This window comes from Neobacillus sp. NPDC093182 (genome assembly GCF_044754045.1).
Genome location: NZ_JBIVOI010000005.1, coordinates 264,216 through 279,337 on the forward strand (window position 1 = coordinate 264,216; position 15,122 = coordinate 279,337).

12 protein-coding genes are annotated in these 15,122 nt (G+C 40.2%); all 12 read left to right on the forward strand.

The annotated features are described in order from the left end of the window. The first annotated feature begins 1 nt into the window (after position 1). The gene (locus ACIQAA_RS12015; protein WP_402619395.1) at positions 2-820 is read left to right on the forward strand and encodes a sugar phosphate isomerase/epimerase family protein; all 819 of its coding nucleotides are present in this window, start codon (positions 2-4) and stop codon (positions 818-820) included. Positions 821-856: 36 nt separating this feature from the next. Continuing rightward, positions 857-1,834, forward strand: coding sequence for a Gfo/Idh/MocA family protein (locus ACIQAA_RS12020; protein WP_402619398.1), 978 nt, complete (start codon positions 857-859; stop codon positions 1,832-1,834). Positions 1,835-1,919: 85 nt separating this feature from the next. Then, positions 1,920-2,519 carry a YesL family protein gene (locus ACIQAA_RS12025; RefSeq protein WP_402619401.1) on the forward strand — a complete coding sequence of 200 codons (600 nt, stop codon included), beginning with the start codon at positions 1,920-1,922 and terminating at the stop codon, positions 2,517-2,519. Positions 2,520-2,789: 270 nt separating this feature from the next. Continuing rightward, positions 2,790-4,130 (forward strand): ABC transporter substrate-binding protein, encoded by a 1,341-nt coding sequence (locus tag ACIQAA_RS12030; protein WP_402619404.1) that lies wholly within the window; start codon positions 2,790-2,792, stop codon positions 4,128-4,130. A gap of 71 nt (positions 4,131-4,201) precedes the next feature. Further along, complete coding sequence (locus ACIQAA_RS12035; protein WP_402619407.1) at positions 4,202-5,164, forward strand: carbohydrate ABC transporter permease; 963 nt, start codon at positions 4,202-4,204, stop codon at positions 5,162-5,164. After that, entirely contained in the window at positions 5,161-6,036 is an 876-nt protein-coding gene (locus ACIQAA_RS12040; protein WP_402619410.1) for a carbohydrate ABC transporter permease, read from the forward strand. Before ACIQAA_RS12035 ends, ACIQAA_RS12040 begins: the two co-directional genes overlap by 4 nt. A gap of 42 nt (positions 6,037-6,078) precedes the next feature. Next, the gene (locus ACIQAA_RS12045) at positions 6,079-7,584 is read left to right on the forward strand and encodes an FGGY-family carbohydrate kinase (protein ID WP_402619414.1); all 1,506 of its coding nucleotides are present in this window, start codon (positions 6,079-6,081) and stop codon (positions 7,582-7,584) included. Between the two features lie 31 nt (positions 7,585-7,615). Next, complete coding sequence (locus ACIQAA_RS12050; RefSeq protein ID WP_402619417.1) at positions 7,616-8,536, forward strand: class II fructose-bisphosphate aldolase; 921 nt, start codon at positions 7,616-7,618, stop codon at positions 8,534-8,536. Between the two features lie 78 nt (positions 8,537-8,614). Further along, positions 8,615-9,985: a protein O-GlcNAcase gene (locus tag ACIQAA_RS12055; RefSeq protein WP_402619420.1), complete on the forward strand. Its 1,371-nt coding sequence runs from the start codon at positions 8,615-8,617 to the stop codon at positions 9,983-9,985. Then, positions 9,985-11,814, forward strand: a complete 1,830-nt coding sequence (locus ACIQAA_RS12060; RefSeq protein ID WP_402619552.1) for an MBL fold metallo-hydrolase — start codon at positions 9,985-9,987, stop codon at positions 11,812-11,814. The genes ACIQAA_RS12055 and ACIQAA_RS12060 overlap by 1 nt, the downstream gene beginning before the upstream one ends. After that, positions 11,807-14,278, forward strand: coding sequence for an alpha-mannosidase (locus ACIQAA_RS12065; RefSeq protein WP_402619423.1), 2,472 nt, complete (start codon positions 11,807-11,809; stop codon positions 14,276-14,278). Before ACIQAA_RS12060 ends, ACIQAA_RS12065 begins: the two co-directional genes overlap by 8 nt. 2 nt (positions 14,279-14,280) lie before the next feature. Further along, a complete protein-coding gene (locus tag ACIQAA_RS12070) occupies positions 14,281-15,120 on the forward strand; it encodes a DeoR/GlpR family DNA-binding transcription regulator (RefSeq protein ID WP_402619426.1) in 840 nt (279 codons plus the stop codon). Positions 15,121-15,122: the final 2 nt, after the last annotated feature.

A 15,122-nucleotide genomic window follows, 5' to 3' on the forward strand; every position in this document is an offset into this window, starting at 1 on the left:
AATGATTATTGGCTTTCAAACTGCAAATTATTTTGCCCGTGCAACGAACTACCAATCAAGTATGGATGCATGGGGAGAAGCTGAGCGCAAAGTAATTGAAACCTTTAGCTTAGCAGAATTTGAACGCATTTGCCGTGATATTCGAGGTGCGGAGTTTCAAAATATCGAATTATGGATGGGACATGCTTTTCCTAAATTTATGACTCCATATTTTGCAGAAGAATTAAAGAAAATTTGGCAGAGCTATGGCTTAAGCGTCTATTCTTATTCTTGTTCGCTCGGCGACCCAATCCGTTATCCAAGGTGGACAAGACTGTGTTTTGAGACAGCCAAAATGCTAGGAATTGACTTGATTACAAGCGGTATTTCCAAAGAGTCAGCTCCAGTCATATATAGTCTATGTAATGAATTTGGAATCAAGGTGGGCGTTGAAAACCATCCAGAAAAGCATCCTGATGAAATCAAGGCGATCATCGGTGATTATGGAGACTTACTTGGTGCGGTTGTTGATACAGGGTGGTATGGAACACAGGACTTTTCTGCCTCTGAAGCGATTCTGCAATTAAAGGATTCCTTACTTAATGTACATTTAAAAGATGTAAGGGAATCAGGCATGCATAATCCTGTCGCACTTGGAACTGGAATTGCCGGTATTGCTGAGTGTGTTTATGCCCTAAAAGATATTGGCTATGACAAGACGGTATCAATCGAGCAGGAAGCAGGGGAGTATGATCCAACTGATGACTGCGCCAGTGCACTTCAATGGGTTAAGAGTTTAATAGATGAAAGCAAGTCTGATTCCCAGTCAGTTATGCTTTAAATACCTTTTAACAAAAAAACGATGAGGAGTGAACTGATGGTACGGATTGCAGTAGTTGGTACAGGATGGCAAGGCCAGGGGCATTTAAGTACGATGCAGAAAATAGCTGGAATTGAAGTTGTTGGTGTTTGTGAATTAAATGAAGAAACCCTCTTAAAAGCCGCAAATAAATTTGGTGTGAAGGGTTTTACTAATTATGTGAAAATGCTTGAGGAGAGTAAGCCTGATGGAGTCATAATATGTACACCCCCAGAAGTGCGGGAGTTTCTTGTCCGTGAAGCAGCGGAACGGGGGATCCATTGTTTTATAGAAAAACCGCCTGCGAAAAATCTTGAGATGGCTAAAAAAGTCGATGAAATATTAGATCGAACTGGGGTCATTAACAGTGTTGGCTTTATGTACCGATACAGTCCTGCTGTTGCCTACTTAAAAAAACTTATTAAAGGCAAAAGGGTTGCATGGGTCCGCAGTGCCATGCTGGATGGTTTAGCACTTCGTCCAAACTGGCCGCGCTGGTTTTTTAATAAAGAAATTTCAGGTGGGCCTGTATTTGATCAGGCGATTCATATCTTTGATCTCTCCCGCTATCTGCTTGGGGAAGTAGAGCGAGTAACTGGTTATCAAGGCAATCTGGTTGTCCAAAAAGGCGGGGACTTTACGGTTGAGGATAGCTTTACCCTTTTGATGAAATACCAAAATGGAATATTACAAAATCATACCCATACTTGGACCTATCCGGATGTATTTACGCAAATAGAACTGATTTCCGACCAGCTGCATTTAACACTTGATCTTGTTAAAGGAAGTGTAAGCGGAAAGGTGGAGGGTGTAGAAGTGTTCTTCGAAGCGGAGGAAAATGGACTATATCAGCTTGAACTGGAAGCATTCGCGAAGGCCATTGAAGAAAAAAATCCTGAATTCGTGCTAGCAACCTATAAAGACAGTATTCAATCTCTATCAGTTGCCCTCGAAGCACTGGAGGTCCTTGAAGCTGATAAAAAGGTAAATAGTTAAATAGGAACGGTGTCAGAGAGTGCCGAGACTGCTTAAAAGGTATTCGCCGGCATTCTCTTTGATTACATGTAAAGGAGAGAGTGATTTGGGTAGAGCGCTTACTTTTTTAATGGAGTGGCTGTGGAGACTATTATATTTAAACGCAATCTGGATATTGTTTTCATTACCAGTCATTACCGTGATCCCAGCAACAGCTTCGATGTTCAGCGTAATGGACAAATGGGTTAGGGAAGATCATCATAAGCCAGATTTTAAAGTCTATTTCCGTGAGTTTAAGAGATTATTTCTAAAAAGCTATTCGCTCGGACTTTCCATTGTGCTGATTGGCGGGTTGCTATTTTTAGATCTGCTGATTCTAAGAAATGCGGTTTCTGATATCTTTGTGACCATTCGCTATGGATTATTGTTGTTTAGCTTATTATTTTTAATTGCCGTGTCCTATAGCTTTCCTGTTTTTCTGCGCTATCAGTTCCCGTGGTATAAAACCCTATTTTTTTCTTTTATGCTAGGAGTCCGTAATCCTGTTATCACATTTTTGATGTCATGTGGCTTTTTGTTGGTTTTGTTGCTAGTTATGTTTGCTACGGGCGTTGGAATATTACTATTTGCGAGCTTAATAGCTTTAATCAGCACAATTTCTGCACATTTTATCATTAATGGGCTGCCGGAAATAGCGGTAGATTAAGCGTTTGAACTATTTTTTGTTTATTTTAATGAAGCGGTCAAAAAGATTGATAGAATTTTCAAAAATCAATTGACATGAAAGCGTATTCATATAATAATAGTAATGAGTCCACAACATCCCACAATAAACGTCAACCAAGACACCAAGAAACGATATAATTCCATATGCCTCTGAGAAAAAATTAATGGAGGGAGTAAAGTTTACAATTACAGATCACCAGTTTGTGAGGATTGTGACCAAAAAAGAATAATTTATTTAGGGGGAAAATGAATGAAGACAGTAAGAAAAACATTAGTGTCGCTGTTAATTCTGGCAATAAGCTTCTCTTTAATCCTTGCGGGCTGTTCAAGCAAGGAATCCGGAGCGACAAAGTCAAGTGGAAATACTAAAGACGGTGAAAAAGTTGTTATCGATTTCTGGACCTTTTGGGGTTCTGAAACACGCAGGCCAATCATTGAAAAAATTATCGATGATTTCAATAAATCGCAGGATAAAATTGAAGTTAAACATACATATCTTCCATGGGGAGATGTTTGGACTAAGAACTTAGCTTCAATCGCAGCAGGAAATCCTGCAGACTTAATCATTAACGACATTAACGCAGTTGGACACCGTGCGCAAAACAACCAAAATACTAATCTTGCAAAATATTTAAAGCAGGATCCAGAAGTGAAGGATCGCTTCTACCCAGAATTGTATAATGCAAGTTTGTATGAGGGGGACCCATACGCACTTCCTTTCAACACAGATACACGTTTAATGTTCTGGAATAAGGATATGTTTGAAGAAGCTGGCCTTGACCCTAATACACCTCCGAAAACATGGGCAGAGTTAGAAGAAATGGGTAAAAAACTTGATGTGAAAAAAGGGGATAAGTACGAAAGAATCGGTTATCTGCCAAACCAGGGAATTGGAGCAGATGTTTGGATGATCAATGCTGATGGAAAAGGCTACTGGGATTTTGATGCAAAAAAGGCAATTATCAATGATGAAACAAACGTAGAAGCCTTAACGTGGATGAAAAACTATTATGACTATTACGGTGATAAAACGATCAACAGCTTTAAGGCTGAGTTTGGTGAACAAACTGCAGATCCATTTGTTGCAGGTAAATTAGCTATTACTACTGATAATGCAAACTTCTACACGAAAATAAGAGATTACGGTGAAGGTATGAACTTTGGTGTTGCACCTCTGCCAGCAATGGAAGAAGGAAGCGGTAATACAAGCTGGGGCGGGGGCTTTGTCGCTGAAATTCCTAAAGGAGCAAAACATCCTGATGAAGCATGGGAATTCTTGAAGTATTTAACAGATGTTCAGGCACAGGAATACTGGGCTGTTAAAAACTTTGATATTGTAGCGAACAAAGAAGCAGCTGAAAAAGCAGCTGGCAGTGCAGAGTTTTCAGAAGAAGGAAAGATGGTTTATTCTGGAGCAACTGAAAATATGAAACAAACTTTACTTACTCCAACACCTATCGAAGCACCTGATTATATCAATTTGATTCAGCCTGAACTTGAAGCCGTTCTATTAGGAAAAAAATCCCCTAAAGAAGGATTGAATGCAGCACAAAAAGCAGTAGAAGAATTGGTTAAATCTAACAAAAAGTAATAGTAAATTATTCAGGGAGTGACGTCAATTCGCTCCCTGATTGTTTAACCTTGGACGAGGGGATGAACGAGATGGAACGAATTGTATTAAGTAAACCAGAGATAACAAAGAAATATAAAAAACAAAATGCAAAGTCGTCATTACAGAGAAAAGAAGGATTACAAGGTTATCTTTTTATTGCACCGTGGATTATTGGTTTTCTTTTTTTTATGGCTGGACCACTGTTATTTTCCCTCTATGGAAGCTTTACTAATTTCAACATCACTTCAAAAATGGATTTTATCGGTCTCGATAACTTCAAAAAAATGTTCACAAATGACCCGATCATTTGGCTGTCACTGAAAAATACACTTTACTTTGTTGTAATCTCTGTTCCGTTAACAACGGCGGGTGCTGTCCTGCTTGCTGTTCTTTTAAATCAGGGAATAAAGGGGATGCGAGTATTTCGAACCATTTTTTATTTACCAGCTGTTTTATCCGGTGTAGGCGTATATTTACTATGGATGCAGCTTTTAAGTCCTTCTTCAGGATTGGTAAACACCCTGCTTGGTTTTGTAGGGGTTGAAGGTCCTGCTTGGCTGACAGATCCTTCCTGGACAAAGAACGCACTGATTTTCATGAAAATGTGGAGTGTCGGCGGCGGAATGCTTTTGTACTTAGCAAGCCTTCAAGGTGTATCACCGTCCTTATATGAAGCAGCTGAGATTGATGGGGCAAGCTCGTTTAGAAAGTTTTTCCATATTACATTGCCAATGATTACCCCAGTTATCTTTTTTGATCTTGTGACGAGTACAATTGGCGCCTTCCAGATTTTCCAAGAAGCCTACGTAATGAGTGAGAGTGGAGATGGAGGACCAGCCAATTCACTGGTATTCTTCAATTTGCATATGTGGAACAAAGCGTTTGAGGTTTTCGATATGGGTTACGCGATGGCGATGTCATGGGTACTATTCATCATTATCCTTGTGTTAACAGTTTTCAACCTAAAGATTGCCCCACGCTGGGTTCATTATGAAGGGGAGGATCGGAAATGAGTACAGCAGCCCAAACAAAGGAAAATTATTTTAAAAGTGCGAATTTCAAGAAAAAAACTGGTCAGACCATTGTTCTAATCATTCTCATTTTAGGAAGCCTGTTAATTTTATCCCCGATCTGGTGGATGATCGCCACCTCTTTGAAAGATATGAAAGAAATCATGACCTATCCGCCAACCTTTTTACCGAAAGAATGGCATTGGGAAAACTATTTAATAACATTGCAAAAAGGCCCCTTTTTGCAATATACCTTGAACACTCTGTTTATTACTTTTTTTGTTGTAATCGGAAATGTTGTGGCCAACTCGTTTATTGCTTACGGATTTGCAAAAATCCATTTTAAAGGCCGGAATGTTTTGTTCGCATGCGTCCTTGCAACGATGATGATTCCCGGATTTGTTACATTAGTTCCACAATATGTGATTTACGCAAAGCTGGGATGGTTAAACACCTATTTACCGTTAATTCTCCCTGCTTTCTTTGGAAGTGCCTTTAATATTTTCTTGCTTAGACAGTTCTTTTTGACGATACCGAATGAATTAATTGAAGCAGCTAAAATTGATGGAGCTAATCATCTTTATATATGGTGGAAAATTTTCATTCCACTGGCAAAACCTGCGATTGCCACTGTTGCCATTTTTTCTTTTAACGGAGCATGGAATGATTTTCTTGGTCCACTATTATACATAAATGACGAGTCTCTCTATACGCTGCAATTGGGATTACAAATATTCAAAGGTCAAAATGATACACAATGGAACTTTTTGATGGCAGGTTCGCTTATGGTATTACTTCCGGTTATCACGATTTTCTTCTTCTTCCAGCGTTACTTTATTGAAGGAATGAACTTAACAGCTGGATCTAAGGGATAATTTGAACCTAATGGAATTTTAAAGGAAGGAATTGTTTAATTAATGGCATTACTTGGGATTGATATTGGGACTACTCATTGTAAGGCAGGGGTGTTTAAAGATAATGGAACCGTTATTCAGATAGCTGTCCGCCCAACCATTGCCCATTATACCAAGCAAGGAGAACCGTATTATTTGCCTGAAGAAATCTGGGGAAATATTACAGGTTGTTTAAAGGAAGTGATCCCCTGCTGTGATGAAAAAGTGTCTGCTATCGGCATTACAAGTATGGCAGAAACTGGGCTGCTGGTGGACAGGCAGACAGGAAAACCAAGGACTCATTTCATTCCATGGTTCAGCCGGTGTGCTGAAGCCGAATCGGAGGAAATTTCCAATGAGGATAACCCTTTACATCGCTTTCAGAAAACCGGTCTCCATAATAGTTATAAATATGGGCTTGCAAAAATAATACGGTTAAAAAAGCAGCAAGCAGACATTTTGGACGGGGCAGTCTGGCTGTCAGCTTCAGATTTTATTGCCTATATGCTTACCGGGAATTTTGCAACAGACTATTCTTTGGCGGCAAGAACATATGCGTTTCGGATTGATCAACATGCATGGGACCAGGACTGGATTAGGCATTTCAATCTTCCGGACCAATTATTTCCCGAAGCCTTGCCAAGCGGAACAAAAATGGGAGTAACTCTGTCGAAAGAGTTGGAGGAGCTTGGAATACCCCGAGGGTTACCTGTTACAGTTGCAGGTCATGACCACCTCGTAGCTGCCCTTGCCGTCGGTGCTATCACTCCTGGAAGTGTATTTGATTCTATCGGTACCGCTGAAACACTTGTAGGAGCGTTAGAGAAAAAACAGCTTACGGAAATGGAATTTGCATCAGGTATTACGTTTGGATGTCATGTCGTGAAGGGCAGATTCTTTTGGATGGGAGGAATTTCAGCCTCCGGAGGTTCAATTGAATGGTTTAGAGAGCAGTTTTCTGATCAAAAAATGTCCTATGATGAAATTATGAGTCTATCAGCCAAATCAATAGAGGGGCCGTCCGGTATTTTATACTATCCATACTTATCAGGGAGTGGTTCCCCTCAGCCCGACCCGTTTGCAAGAGCAGCTTTCATCGGTCTCAAGACATCTCATAAACGTGAAGATCTTTTGAAAGCGATGATGGAGGGAACTGCATATGAACTGGAATCGATTCGCAGATCAGCTGAAAGAATGGTGGGACAACCTATTAATCAAATGATTTCTGTTGGCGGAGGGACAAAAAACCATTACTGGATGCAAATAAAATCAGACATTACAAACTGCCATTTGACCATTCCCGAAATAAATGAAGCGACCCTGCTTGGAGCCGCAATTACAGCAGGGATTTGCTCAGGTATATATAAAAACGAAGAGGAAGCTGCAAAAGCAATCCAATTTACTAATCCTAAAGAATTAGCACCAAATCAGCAGCTTCATCATGAATATAAACGTTTGTACGAAGAAGGGTATATGGGACTTCAACTACATTTGCGGAACTTTTATCAAAGTTTTCGCAAGACGGTTTAAATGAAAAACAAATCAAAGGGGGACAAGGTTTATGGCAAAGAATAGTAATCTATTAAATGTACTGCCGTTAAAAGAAGTTTTAGTAGAAGCTGAAAAAAAGGGCTATGCAATCGGTTCTTTCTCACCACGATATACACCAATGATTCGTCCGGTTTTACGAGCAGGGGAAAAGACAAAATCTCCTTTGATTGTCCAAATATCCGAAAAAGAATTAATTCGCTATGGCATTACACCGTTTGAATTTGGAGAAGAATTTTACAAGGCAATGGAGGAAGAGAAAATCACGGTGCCAGTCGTTCTTCATCTTGACCATACAAAGAATTTTTCTGTTATTGAGGATACGATTGAAGCTGGGTTTACTTCTGTTATGATTGATGCTTCTGAAAAAGAGCTGGATGAAAATATTGCCATTAGTAAAGAAGTAGTTGAATTTGCCCATGCAAAAGGTGTTTCTGTCGAAGCGGAGCTAGGAAAAATCGGAACAACTGATTTTGTAGAAACTGACAAAGATGAAGAGCTTTACACCGATCCGGAAGAAGCGTTGCAATTTGTGAACGAGACAGGCTGTGATGCGCTGGCTGTTTCGGTCGGAACGGCACATGGTGTCTATCTAGTCAAACAGCCAAAGGTCGACGTTGACCGCTTAAAGGCAATCAGAAAATTAACCCCGGTTCATTTAGTTCTCCACGGAGGATCTGGTGTACCATCTGAAATGATTAAAGAGGCGACAAAGCTTCCAAATGGCGGAATAAGTAAAGTTAATATCGCAACCGATTTAGAACTTGCACTTCTAAACGCCCTTGGAAGAAAAGAGAGAATGACAAACGAGGAGTGCAAAGCACTTTCAAAGGAGCAGTTAGAAATTGCTCAAGATGCAGTTGAGGCAGCAGTAATTGAAAAAATTCAGTACTTTCTTGGAAGTGCTGAACAGGCAGAAAGCTTTCAGGCATAAATAGGAAGGTCTTTTATAGAAGCAAAGAAAACGCTCTAGATATGCAGAGCAGTTTATCTTTTAAAGGAGGTTTTTCGGATGACCCAATCCCCTTTCCCTATTAGAGGGGTTATTGAAGGATTTTATGGATTATTTTACACAGCTCCTGAGCGAAATGATTTAATCTCCTTTATTGCGGATCATGGATTTAATCTATTCATATATGGACCGAAAAATGACCGCCAGCATCGCGCCCGCTGGCGGGAGCCTTATCCTGATTTCATTATGGAACAGTTTGCTAAAACAGTTGCTCATTCAAGGAACATTGGAGTAGATTTCTCCTACAGTATTGGGTCGGGTGTTTCAATTAATTATGCATCGGAAGAGGATTTCCAATTAATTACGGAAAAATTTAAAGCATTTTATGAAATTGGTGTCAGAAATTTTATGATCATGCTAGATGACATAGCTGCGGAATTTCATCATGAGGAAGAACGGCAAATGTTCACCAGTTATGCCGAAGCACATGTTCATGTTGCCAATCGATTGATTCTTTGGTTAAAAACACTTGATAAAACGTGCAGGTTCTCTCTCTGTCCAACTGATTATCATGGTATAGCGCCATTCAGCGACTATATTCATGAACTGGGTAAAGGATTAAACAAAGAAATTGACATCTTTTATACAGGGCCTGAAATTTGTTCGAAAACAATTTCGGAACAAAATGCTGCTGACTTTGCAGCGGCGGTCCAAAGAAAGCCGATTATTTGGGATAACTACCCTGTTAATGATTTAGCTATGACTAGTGAAATGCATATCGGTCCTATCAGCGGCCGCGAAGCGTCTATTACAAAAGTGTGTAAAGGGTTTATTGTCAATACGATGAGCCAGGCAGAAGCATCGAAAATTGCTTTGCTAACATTCGCGGATTTTTTCAACCACCCCAAGGAATATGACCCGTGGACATCATGGGAACATGCCCTAAAAACAATTGGTGGTGAGGAAAACTACGAGGCTTTACGTCTGTTTGCTGAAAATTGCCTGTATTCATGCCTCGATTATCCGGAGGCAGCATCATTGGAGCAGCTAACTTCAAAAGCCTTATGCGCCCTTCAATCAGGTGAAAAACCATCTGTTAGCCATGATGTTCAGAATCTTTATGATTACCTGAACGAACTAGACGAAGCGGGATACCAACTTAAATTCAGAATGACCAATTATGCTTTGCGCAATAATCTGGTCCAATGGATAGAACTAATGGAAGGCTGGGCGTGGGCAGGAAGAAGGGCGATCGACGTTTTAAGGGCAATGGAGAACAATGAGGACATTAGGTCTCCACTCAACTGGCTGCAGGAGTCGGCTGGTGAGGTACGGAAACATCCAAAGCGGTATGCTGGGAACGTCCTATTCCCATTGATTGAGTACGTTGAGTCAAAAGTCTTTGAGGAAAAGGGGACATTCATATTGTGATGAAGAAAATCTCAACAAATCTTTACTTATATGAAGATACATGTAATGTATACGTGATTAAGACCGAAGAAAAGGCGGTCTTAATTGACTTTGGGGATGGAAATGTTCTCAAGCATCTTGATACAATCGGGATTGAGATTGTAACAGATGTTTTCATGACCCATCACCACCGGGATCAGTGCCAGGGGCTTCCTGTTGCTGTTAAGGAAGGGATCCGAATCTGGGTACCACATAATGAACAAGATTTATTTCATCATATCGATGAACACTGGCTGGCTAGGGAAATTAATAACAACTACAATATGAGACAGGACCGTTTTTCACTCCTTCAATCTGTAACAGTGTATAAAACATTAAAAGATTATTCTACACATATTATAAACGGGATCAAGTTCACGATTATTCCCAGCCCTGGCCATTCAATCGGTTCCATTACCATAATAGCGGAAATTGACGATAAGAAGACAGCGTTTACAGGTGATTTGATATATGCCCCTGGAAAGGTTTGGTCGTTAGCAGCTACACAATGGTCGTACAACGGTGGTGAGGGTATTGCTTTAAGTGTGCTTTCGCTATTGGATTTAAAAGATCGGGAACCTGATTTGCTTCTCCCCTCTCATGGGCAAATAATGGAGGAGCCATCCTCAGCTATGGAACTCCTTATTGAGCGTTATGCAGTATTAATGGAACAAAGAAAGCAAAATCCAAGATTATTTAAATTGCGGGAAAATCCATATCAAGCCATTACACCTCATTTATTGCAAAACTGCACAAGCATGTCCAATGCCTATGTCGTTTTATCGAAAAGCGGCAAAGCGCTGTTTATTGACTTTGGTTACGATTTTATTGGCGGAATCGGATCTGGGAGTGACAGGGCTTCAAGAAGACCTTGGTTATATTCTCTTTCAAGGTTAAAGGAACAGTACGGGGTTGAAAAAATTGATGTTGTCATTCCAACCCATTTTCATGATGATCATGTGGCGGGAATAAACCTATTGCGGGATGTAGAAGGAACTGAGGTTTGGTGCCCTGAAAACGTGGCAGAAGTTTTGGAAAACCCTAAAAAATATGATTTGCCGTGTGTGTGGTATGATCCGATAAAAGTGGATAAACAGCTGCCGTTAAACCAAATATTTAAGTGGGAAGAGTTTGACTTTATTGTTTATGAGCAGGCAGGGCATACACTATATGCGGCTGCTATTGAATTTGTCGTAGATGGGAAAAAAGTTCTTGCAATTGGAGACCAATATCAAGGTGAAAATGGCCAATTCAATTATGTGTACCATAACCGATTCAGAATATCGGACTACATTGACAGTGCTGAACTCTATAAGTCTGTTAAACCAAACCTTATTATTTCTGGACATTGGGATCCAATCGTAGTAACTGAGGAATTTCTTTTGCAAATCGAAGAAAAAGGGAAGGTGCTTGAACAGCTCCATAAAGACCTTTTGCCTTTAGGTGAACTGGATTTTGGGGCGGAAGGCTTTGGGGCGTCCATACAGCCATACCAGACAGAGGTACAGTCAGGGCAAACTTTTTCAGTAACCGTTGAAATAAAGAACCCGTTCCCAGAAGAAAACGAGATCATTGCGAAAATGATTACGCCAGTCAGTTGGGAAATCAATAAAAGAGAATTCTATATGAAGCTGCCTGGCAATGAAGCCTCACAATTTACAACATCCATTACAATTCCGAAAGGATACACGGGATACAGGGAACGAATTGCAGTGGATCTCACGGTAGGCAAGCGTCGTTTCGGCCAGCATGCAGAAGCACTTATAACGATAAAGGATCTGCCAATTTTAGGAGGTGCAAAAAATGACTGAAAAAAATATTTCGATGATGGAAAAACAATTGCCGAAAACAAAAGAGAAAACCTTACATATGATTGGAAATGCCCATCTTGACCCCGTATGGCTATGGCAATGGCAGGAAGGATTTCAGGAAACAAAAGCAACATTTAGGTCTGCGCTCGATCGGATGAAGGAGTATCCAGATTTCGTGTTCACGAATAGTTCCGCCGCTAATTATGAATGGATTGAAAACAATGAGCCTGAGATGTTTGAAGAAATCAAACAGCGTATTCAAGAAGGCCGGTGGGAAATTGTCGGCGGCTGGTGGATTCAGCCGGATTGCAATCTTCCGAGCGGGGAGTCGTTTGTACGCCAAGGTCTTTATGGACAGCGTTATTTCCAAGAGAAATTTGGGGTAACCGCAAAGGTTGGCTATAATGTTGATAGTTTTGGACATCATGGTATGCTTCCTCAAATATTAAAGAAAAGCGGCATGGATTATTATATTTTTATGCGTCCAAGCCCGCAGGAAAAAGGACTTCCAGGAAGGTTGTTCTGGTGGGAATCAGATGACGGCTCACGCGTTTTAGCCTATCGTATTCCATTTGAATATTGTACATGGGGCAAGGATGTTGAAAAACATATACGTAGAAATGCGGGAGAATTAAAAGCACCATTTAATGATTTAATGACATTTTACGGTGTTGGTAACCATGGCGGTGGTCCAACGAAGGAAAATATTGAAAGCATTAAACAATTAAATGAAAATCCGTCATATCCAACGCTTGTGTTTAGCACAGTAAATAAATTTTTTGATGAACTCATGGTAAAGAATCTTCCGTTCCCGGTTGTTCATGATGACCTTCAGCACCATGCAAGTGGATGCTATTCTGTTCATTCGGGAATTAAAAAATGGAACCGTGAGGCAGAAAATGCCCTGATTAAAGCTGAGAAATTCTCGGCACTAGCAGATTGGATTACAGGACAAAAATATCCGGCTTCTGAATATAAACAGGCATGGAAAAATGTATTATTCAATCAATTCCATGACATTTTAGCAGGGACAAGTATAGAAGCAGCATATGAGGATGCCCGGGATATGCACGGAGAGGCAATGTCGATTGCTAAACGGGGTGTTAACTATGCGATTCAATCTATGTCTTGGAGAATTGATATAGAAGAAGAAAAAGGGATGAAACCGATTGTTATCTTTAATCCTCATTCGTGGAACAGTACTGTAAATGTTGAACAAGAAATAGGCGGATTAAAGCCGGAGGATATTTTAGTAGATGAAGAGGGAAATCAAGTTCCGATGCAAGTGGTTCAATCGCAGGCAACAGCTGGGGGCCGTTCTCGCATCAGCTTTATTGCCAAGCTTCCTTCAATGGGATACCGAGTATATAAAATCGTTCAACGTGAAACTGGTAAAGAATTTACATCCATCAAGGCAAGTGACACTAGCATGGAAAATCACCATTTTCGAGTTGTAATCGATCAACTAACCGGATTTGTCACGAGCATATTTGATAAACAAAAGCACCTGGAAATACTAGGAGGGCCAGCAGCAAGACCAGTCGTCATTAATGATCATAGCGACACATGGTCGCATAATGTTCTTCAGTTTAATGGAGAAGCAGGCACCTTCAAGGCAACCAGCGTGAAACTGGTGGAACATGGTCCGGTAAAATCAGTCATTCGCGTTATCAGTGAATATGGAAAATCGACACTCGTGCAAGACTTTACCATGTATAAGGAGTTAAACCAGATTGATGTCCATTGTACAATAAACTGGCAGGAACAATTTAAAGCACTGAAGCTTAAATTCCCTGCCGATCTTATCTTTAGAAAATCAACCTATGAAATTCCTTATGGGCACATTGTTAGAGAGGGCAATGGAGAAGAAGAGCCTGGACAAAACTGGATTGATACTTCTGGAACTCATCCATCAACAGGCGAAGTATACGGCTTCAGCTTACTAAATGACGGCAAATACAGCTTCGATATCCATAACAAAGAAATGAGTATGACGGTCCTTCGCAGCCCGATTTATGCACATCATGACCCGCTAGTACCGGAAGAAGACCGATATTATTCATTTATTGACCAGGGAATTCAAAGATTCACTTACTCCATGCTGCCGCATGAAGGAAATTGGGAAACAGCTGGAACTGTAAAACGTGCAGCCGAATTGAACCAAAAACCAATTAGCATTATTGAAACCTATCATAAAGGTTCACTTCCACAAAAAGATTCTTTCTTGTCTGTTGATGTTGAGAATGTCATAGTAAGTGTCATAAAGCAAGCGGAGGACAATGAGGATCTTATTGTGCGTGCCTATGAAACAGCAAATGAGGAAACTACGGCCATCATTTCTCTTCCTAAATGGAACCGAAAAATAAATACTAAATTTAAGCCGTCAGAAATAAAGACATTCCGTATTCCAAAAGATTCATCCGAACTAGTAATGGAAAATAATTTACTGGAATGGGAAGAATAAGAATGTCTAATGAGCACTTACTTAAGACAAGAGGAGTAAAGTACATGATTGTGTCGCAGCGCCGTAAGTTAATAAAAGAGCTATTAATAAAAAATAAGAGTGTAAAAGTTTCTGATCTTGTTGATTTACTGCATGTATCAGAAGAAACAATCCGGCGGGATTTGAACCAGCTTGAAAAAGAAGGCCTTGCCGAGAAAAACTACGGTGGAGCAGTCTTAATAGAGGAGACCGAAAACCAATTCTTAATTCCTCCTGTGGATAAAAGAAAATTGCAATATTCTCGTGAGAAAGAGTTAATTGGTAAGGCAGCAGCCCAATTGATAAAAGAGGGACAAACAATTATTTTTGATGCAGGATCGACAACCTGGTATGTAGGGAAAAACTTGCCAGATAAAAGTAACTTGACGATTATATCCAATGCTATGAACGTTGCTGAGGAATGCAGCAAGGATGAAACGGCCTCTATCTACCTATTAGGCGGGAAACTTAGGAAGAATTCAATGAGTCTTGTTGGGCCGCAGGTAGAGACTGAATTACAAAACTACAATGCTGATTATGTGTTCCTTGGGACAGCTGGAATTTCATTAAGGCATGGGTTTACAAGCTCTGATTTGTATGATGCGGAAATAAAACGGGCGATGGTTTCTGCGGGACAAAAGATTGTTGTTGTGGCTGACCACAGCAAACTTCAAAGAGCAGGTTTAACTCCTTTTTGCTCTTTTGATCAAGCAGATATGTTTATTACCAGTGACCTTGCTGATAAAGAAATCCTAAAGGAAATTGAAAAAAGAGGTGTGGAAGTAATTGTAGTACCTTTATCAGATGATACTTTCTCTGGGTAGAA

What these genes read in the sequence shown, in the direction of transcription:
- ACIQAA_RS12045 (WP_402619414.1), top strand. Translation starts at nt 6,079, where the DNA reads ATGGCATTACTTGGGATTGATATTGGGACTACTCATTGTAAGGCAGGG.
- ACIQAA_RS12055 (WP_402619420.1), top strand. Translation starts at nt 8,615, where the DNA reads ATGACCCAATCCCCTTTCCCTATTAGAGGGGTTATTGAAGGATTTTAT.
- ACIQAA_RS12060 (WP_402619552.1), top strand. Translation starts at nt 9,985, where the DNA reads ATGAAGAAAATCTCAACAAATCTTTACTTATATGAAGATACATGTAAT.
- ACIQAA_RS12070 (WP_402619426.1), top strand. Translation starts at nt 14,281, where the DNA reads ATGTCTAATGAGCACTTACTTAAGACAAGAGGAGTAAAGTACATGATT.
- ACIQAA_RS12040 (WP_402619410.1), top strand. Translation starts at nt 5,161, where the DNA reads ATGAGTACAGCAGCCCAAACAAAGGAAAATTATTTTAAAAGTGCGAAT.
- ACIQAA_RS12065 (WP_402619423.1), top strand. Translation starts at nt 11,807, where the DNA reads ATGACTGAAAAAAATATTTCGATGATGGAAAAACAATTGCCGAAAACA.
- ACIQAA_RS12050 (WP_402619417.1), top strand. Translation starts at nt 7,616, where the DNA reads ATGGCAAAGAATAGTAATCTATTAAATGTACTGCCGTTAAAAGAAGTT.
- ACIQAA_RS12015 (WP_402619395.1), top strand. Translation starts at nt 2, where the DNA reads ATGATTATTGGCTTTCAAACTGCAAATTATTTTGCCCGTGCAACGAAC.
- ACIQAA_RS12030 (WP_402619404.1), top strand. Translation starts at nt 2,790, where the DNA reads ATGAAGACAGTAAGAAAAACATTAGTGTCGCTGTTAATTCTGGCAATA.
- ACIQAA_RS12020 (WP_402619398.1), top strand. Translation starts at nt 857, where the DNA reads ATGGTACGGATTGCAGTAGTTGGTACAGGATGGCAAGGCCAGGGGCAT.
- ACIQAA_RS12035 (WP_402619407.1), top strand. Translation starts at nt 4,202, where the DNA reads ATGGAACGAATTGTATTAAGTAAACCAGAGATAACAAAGAAATATAAA.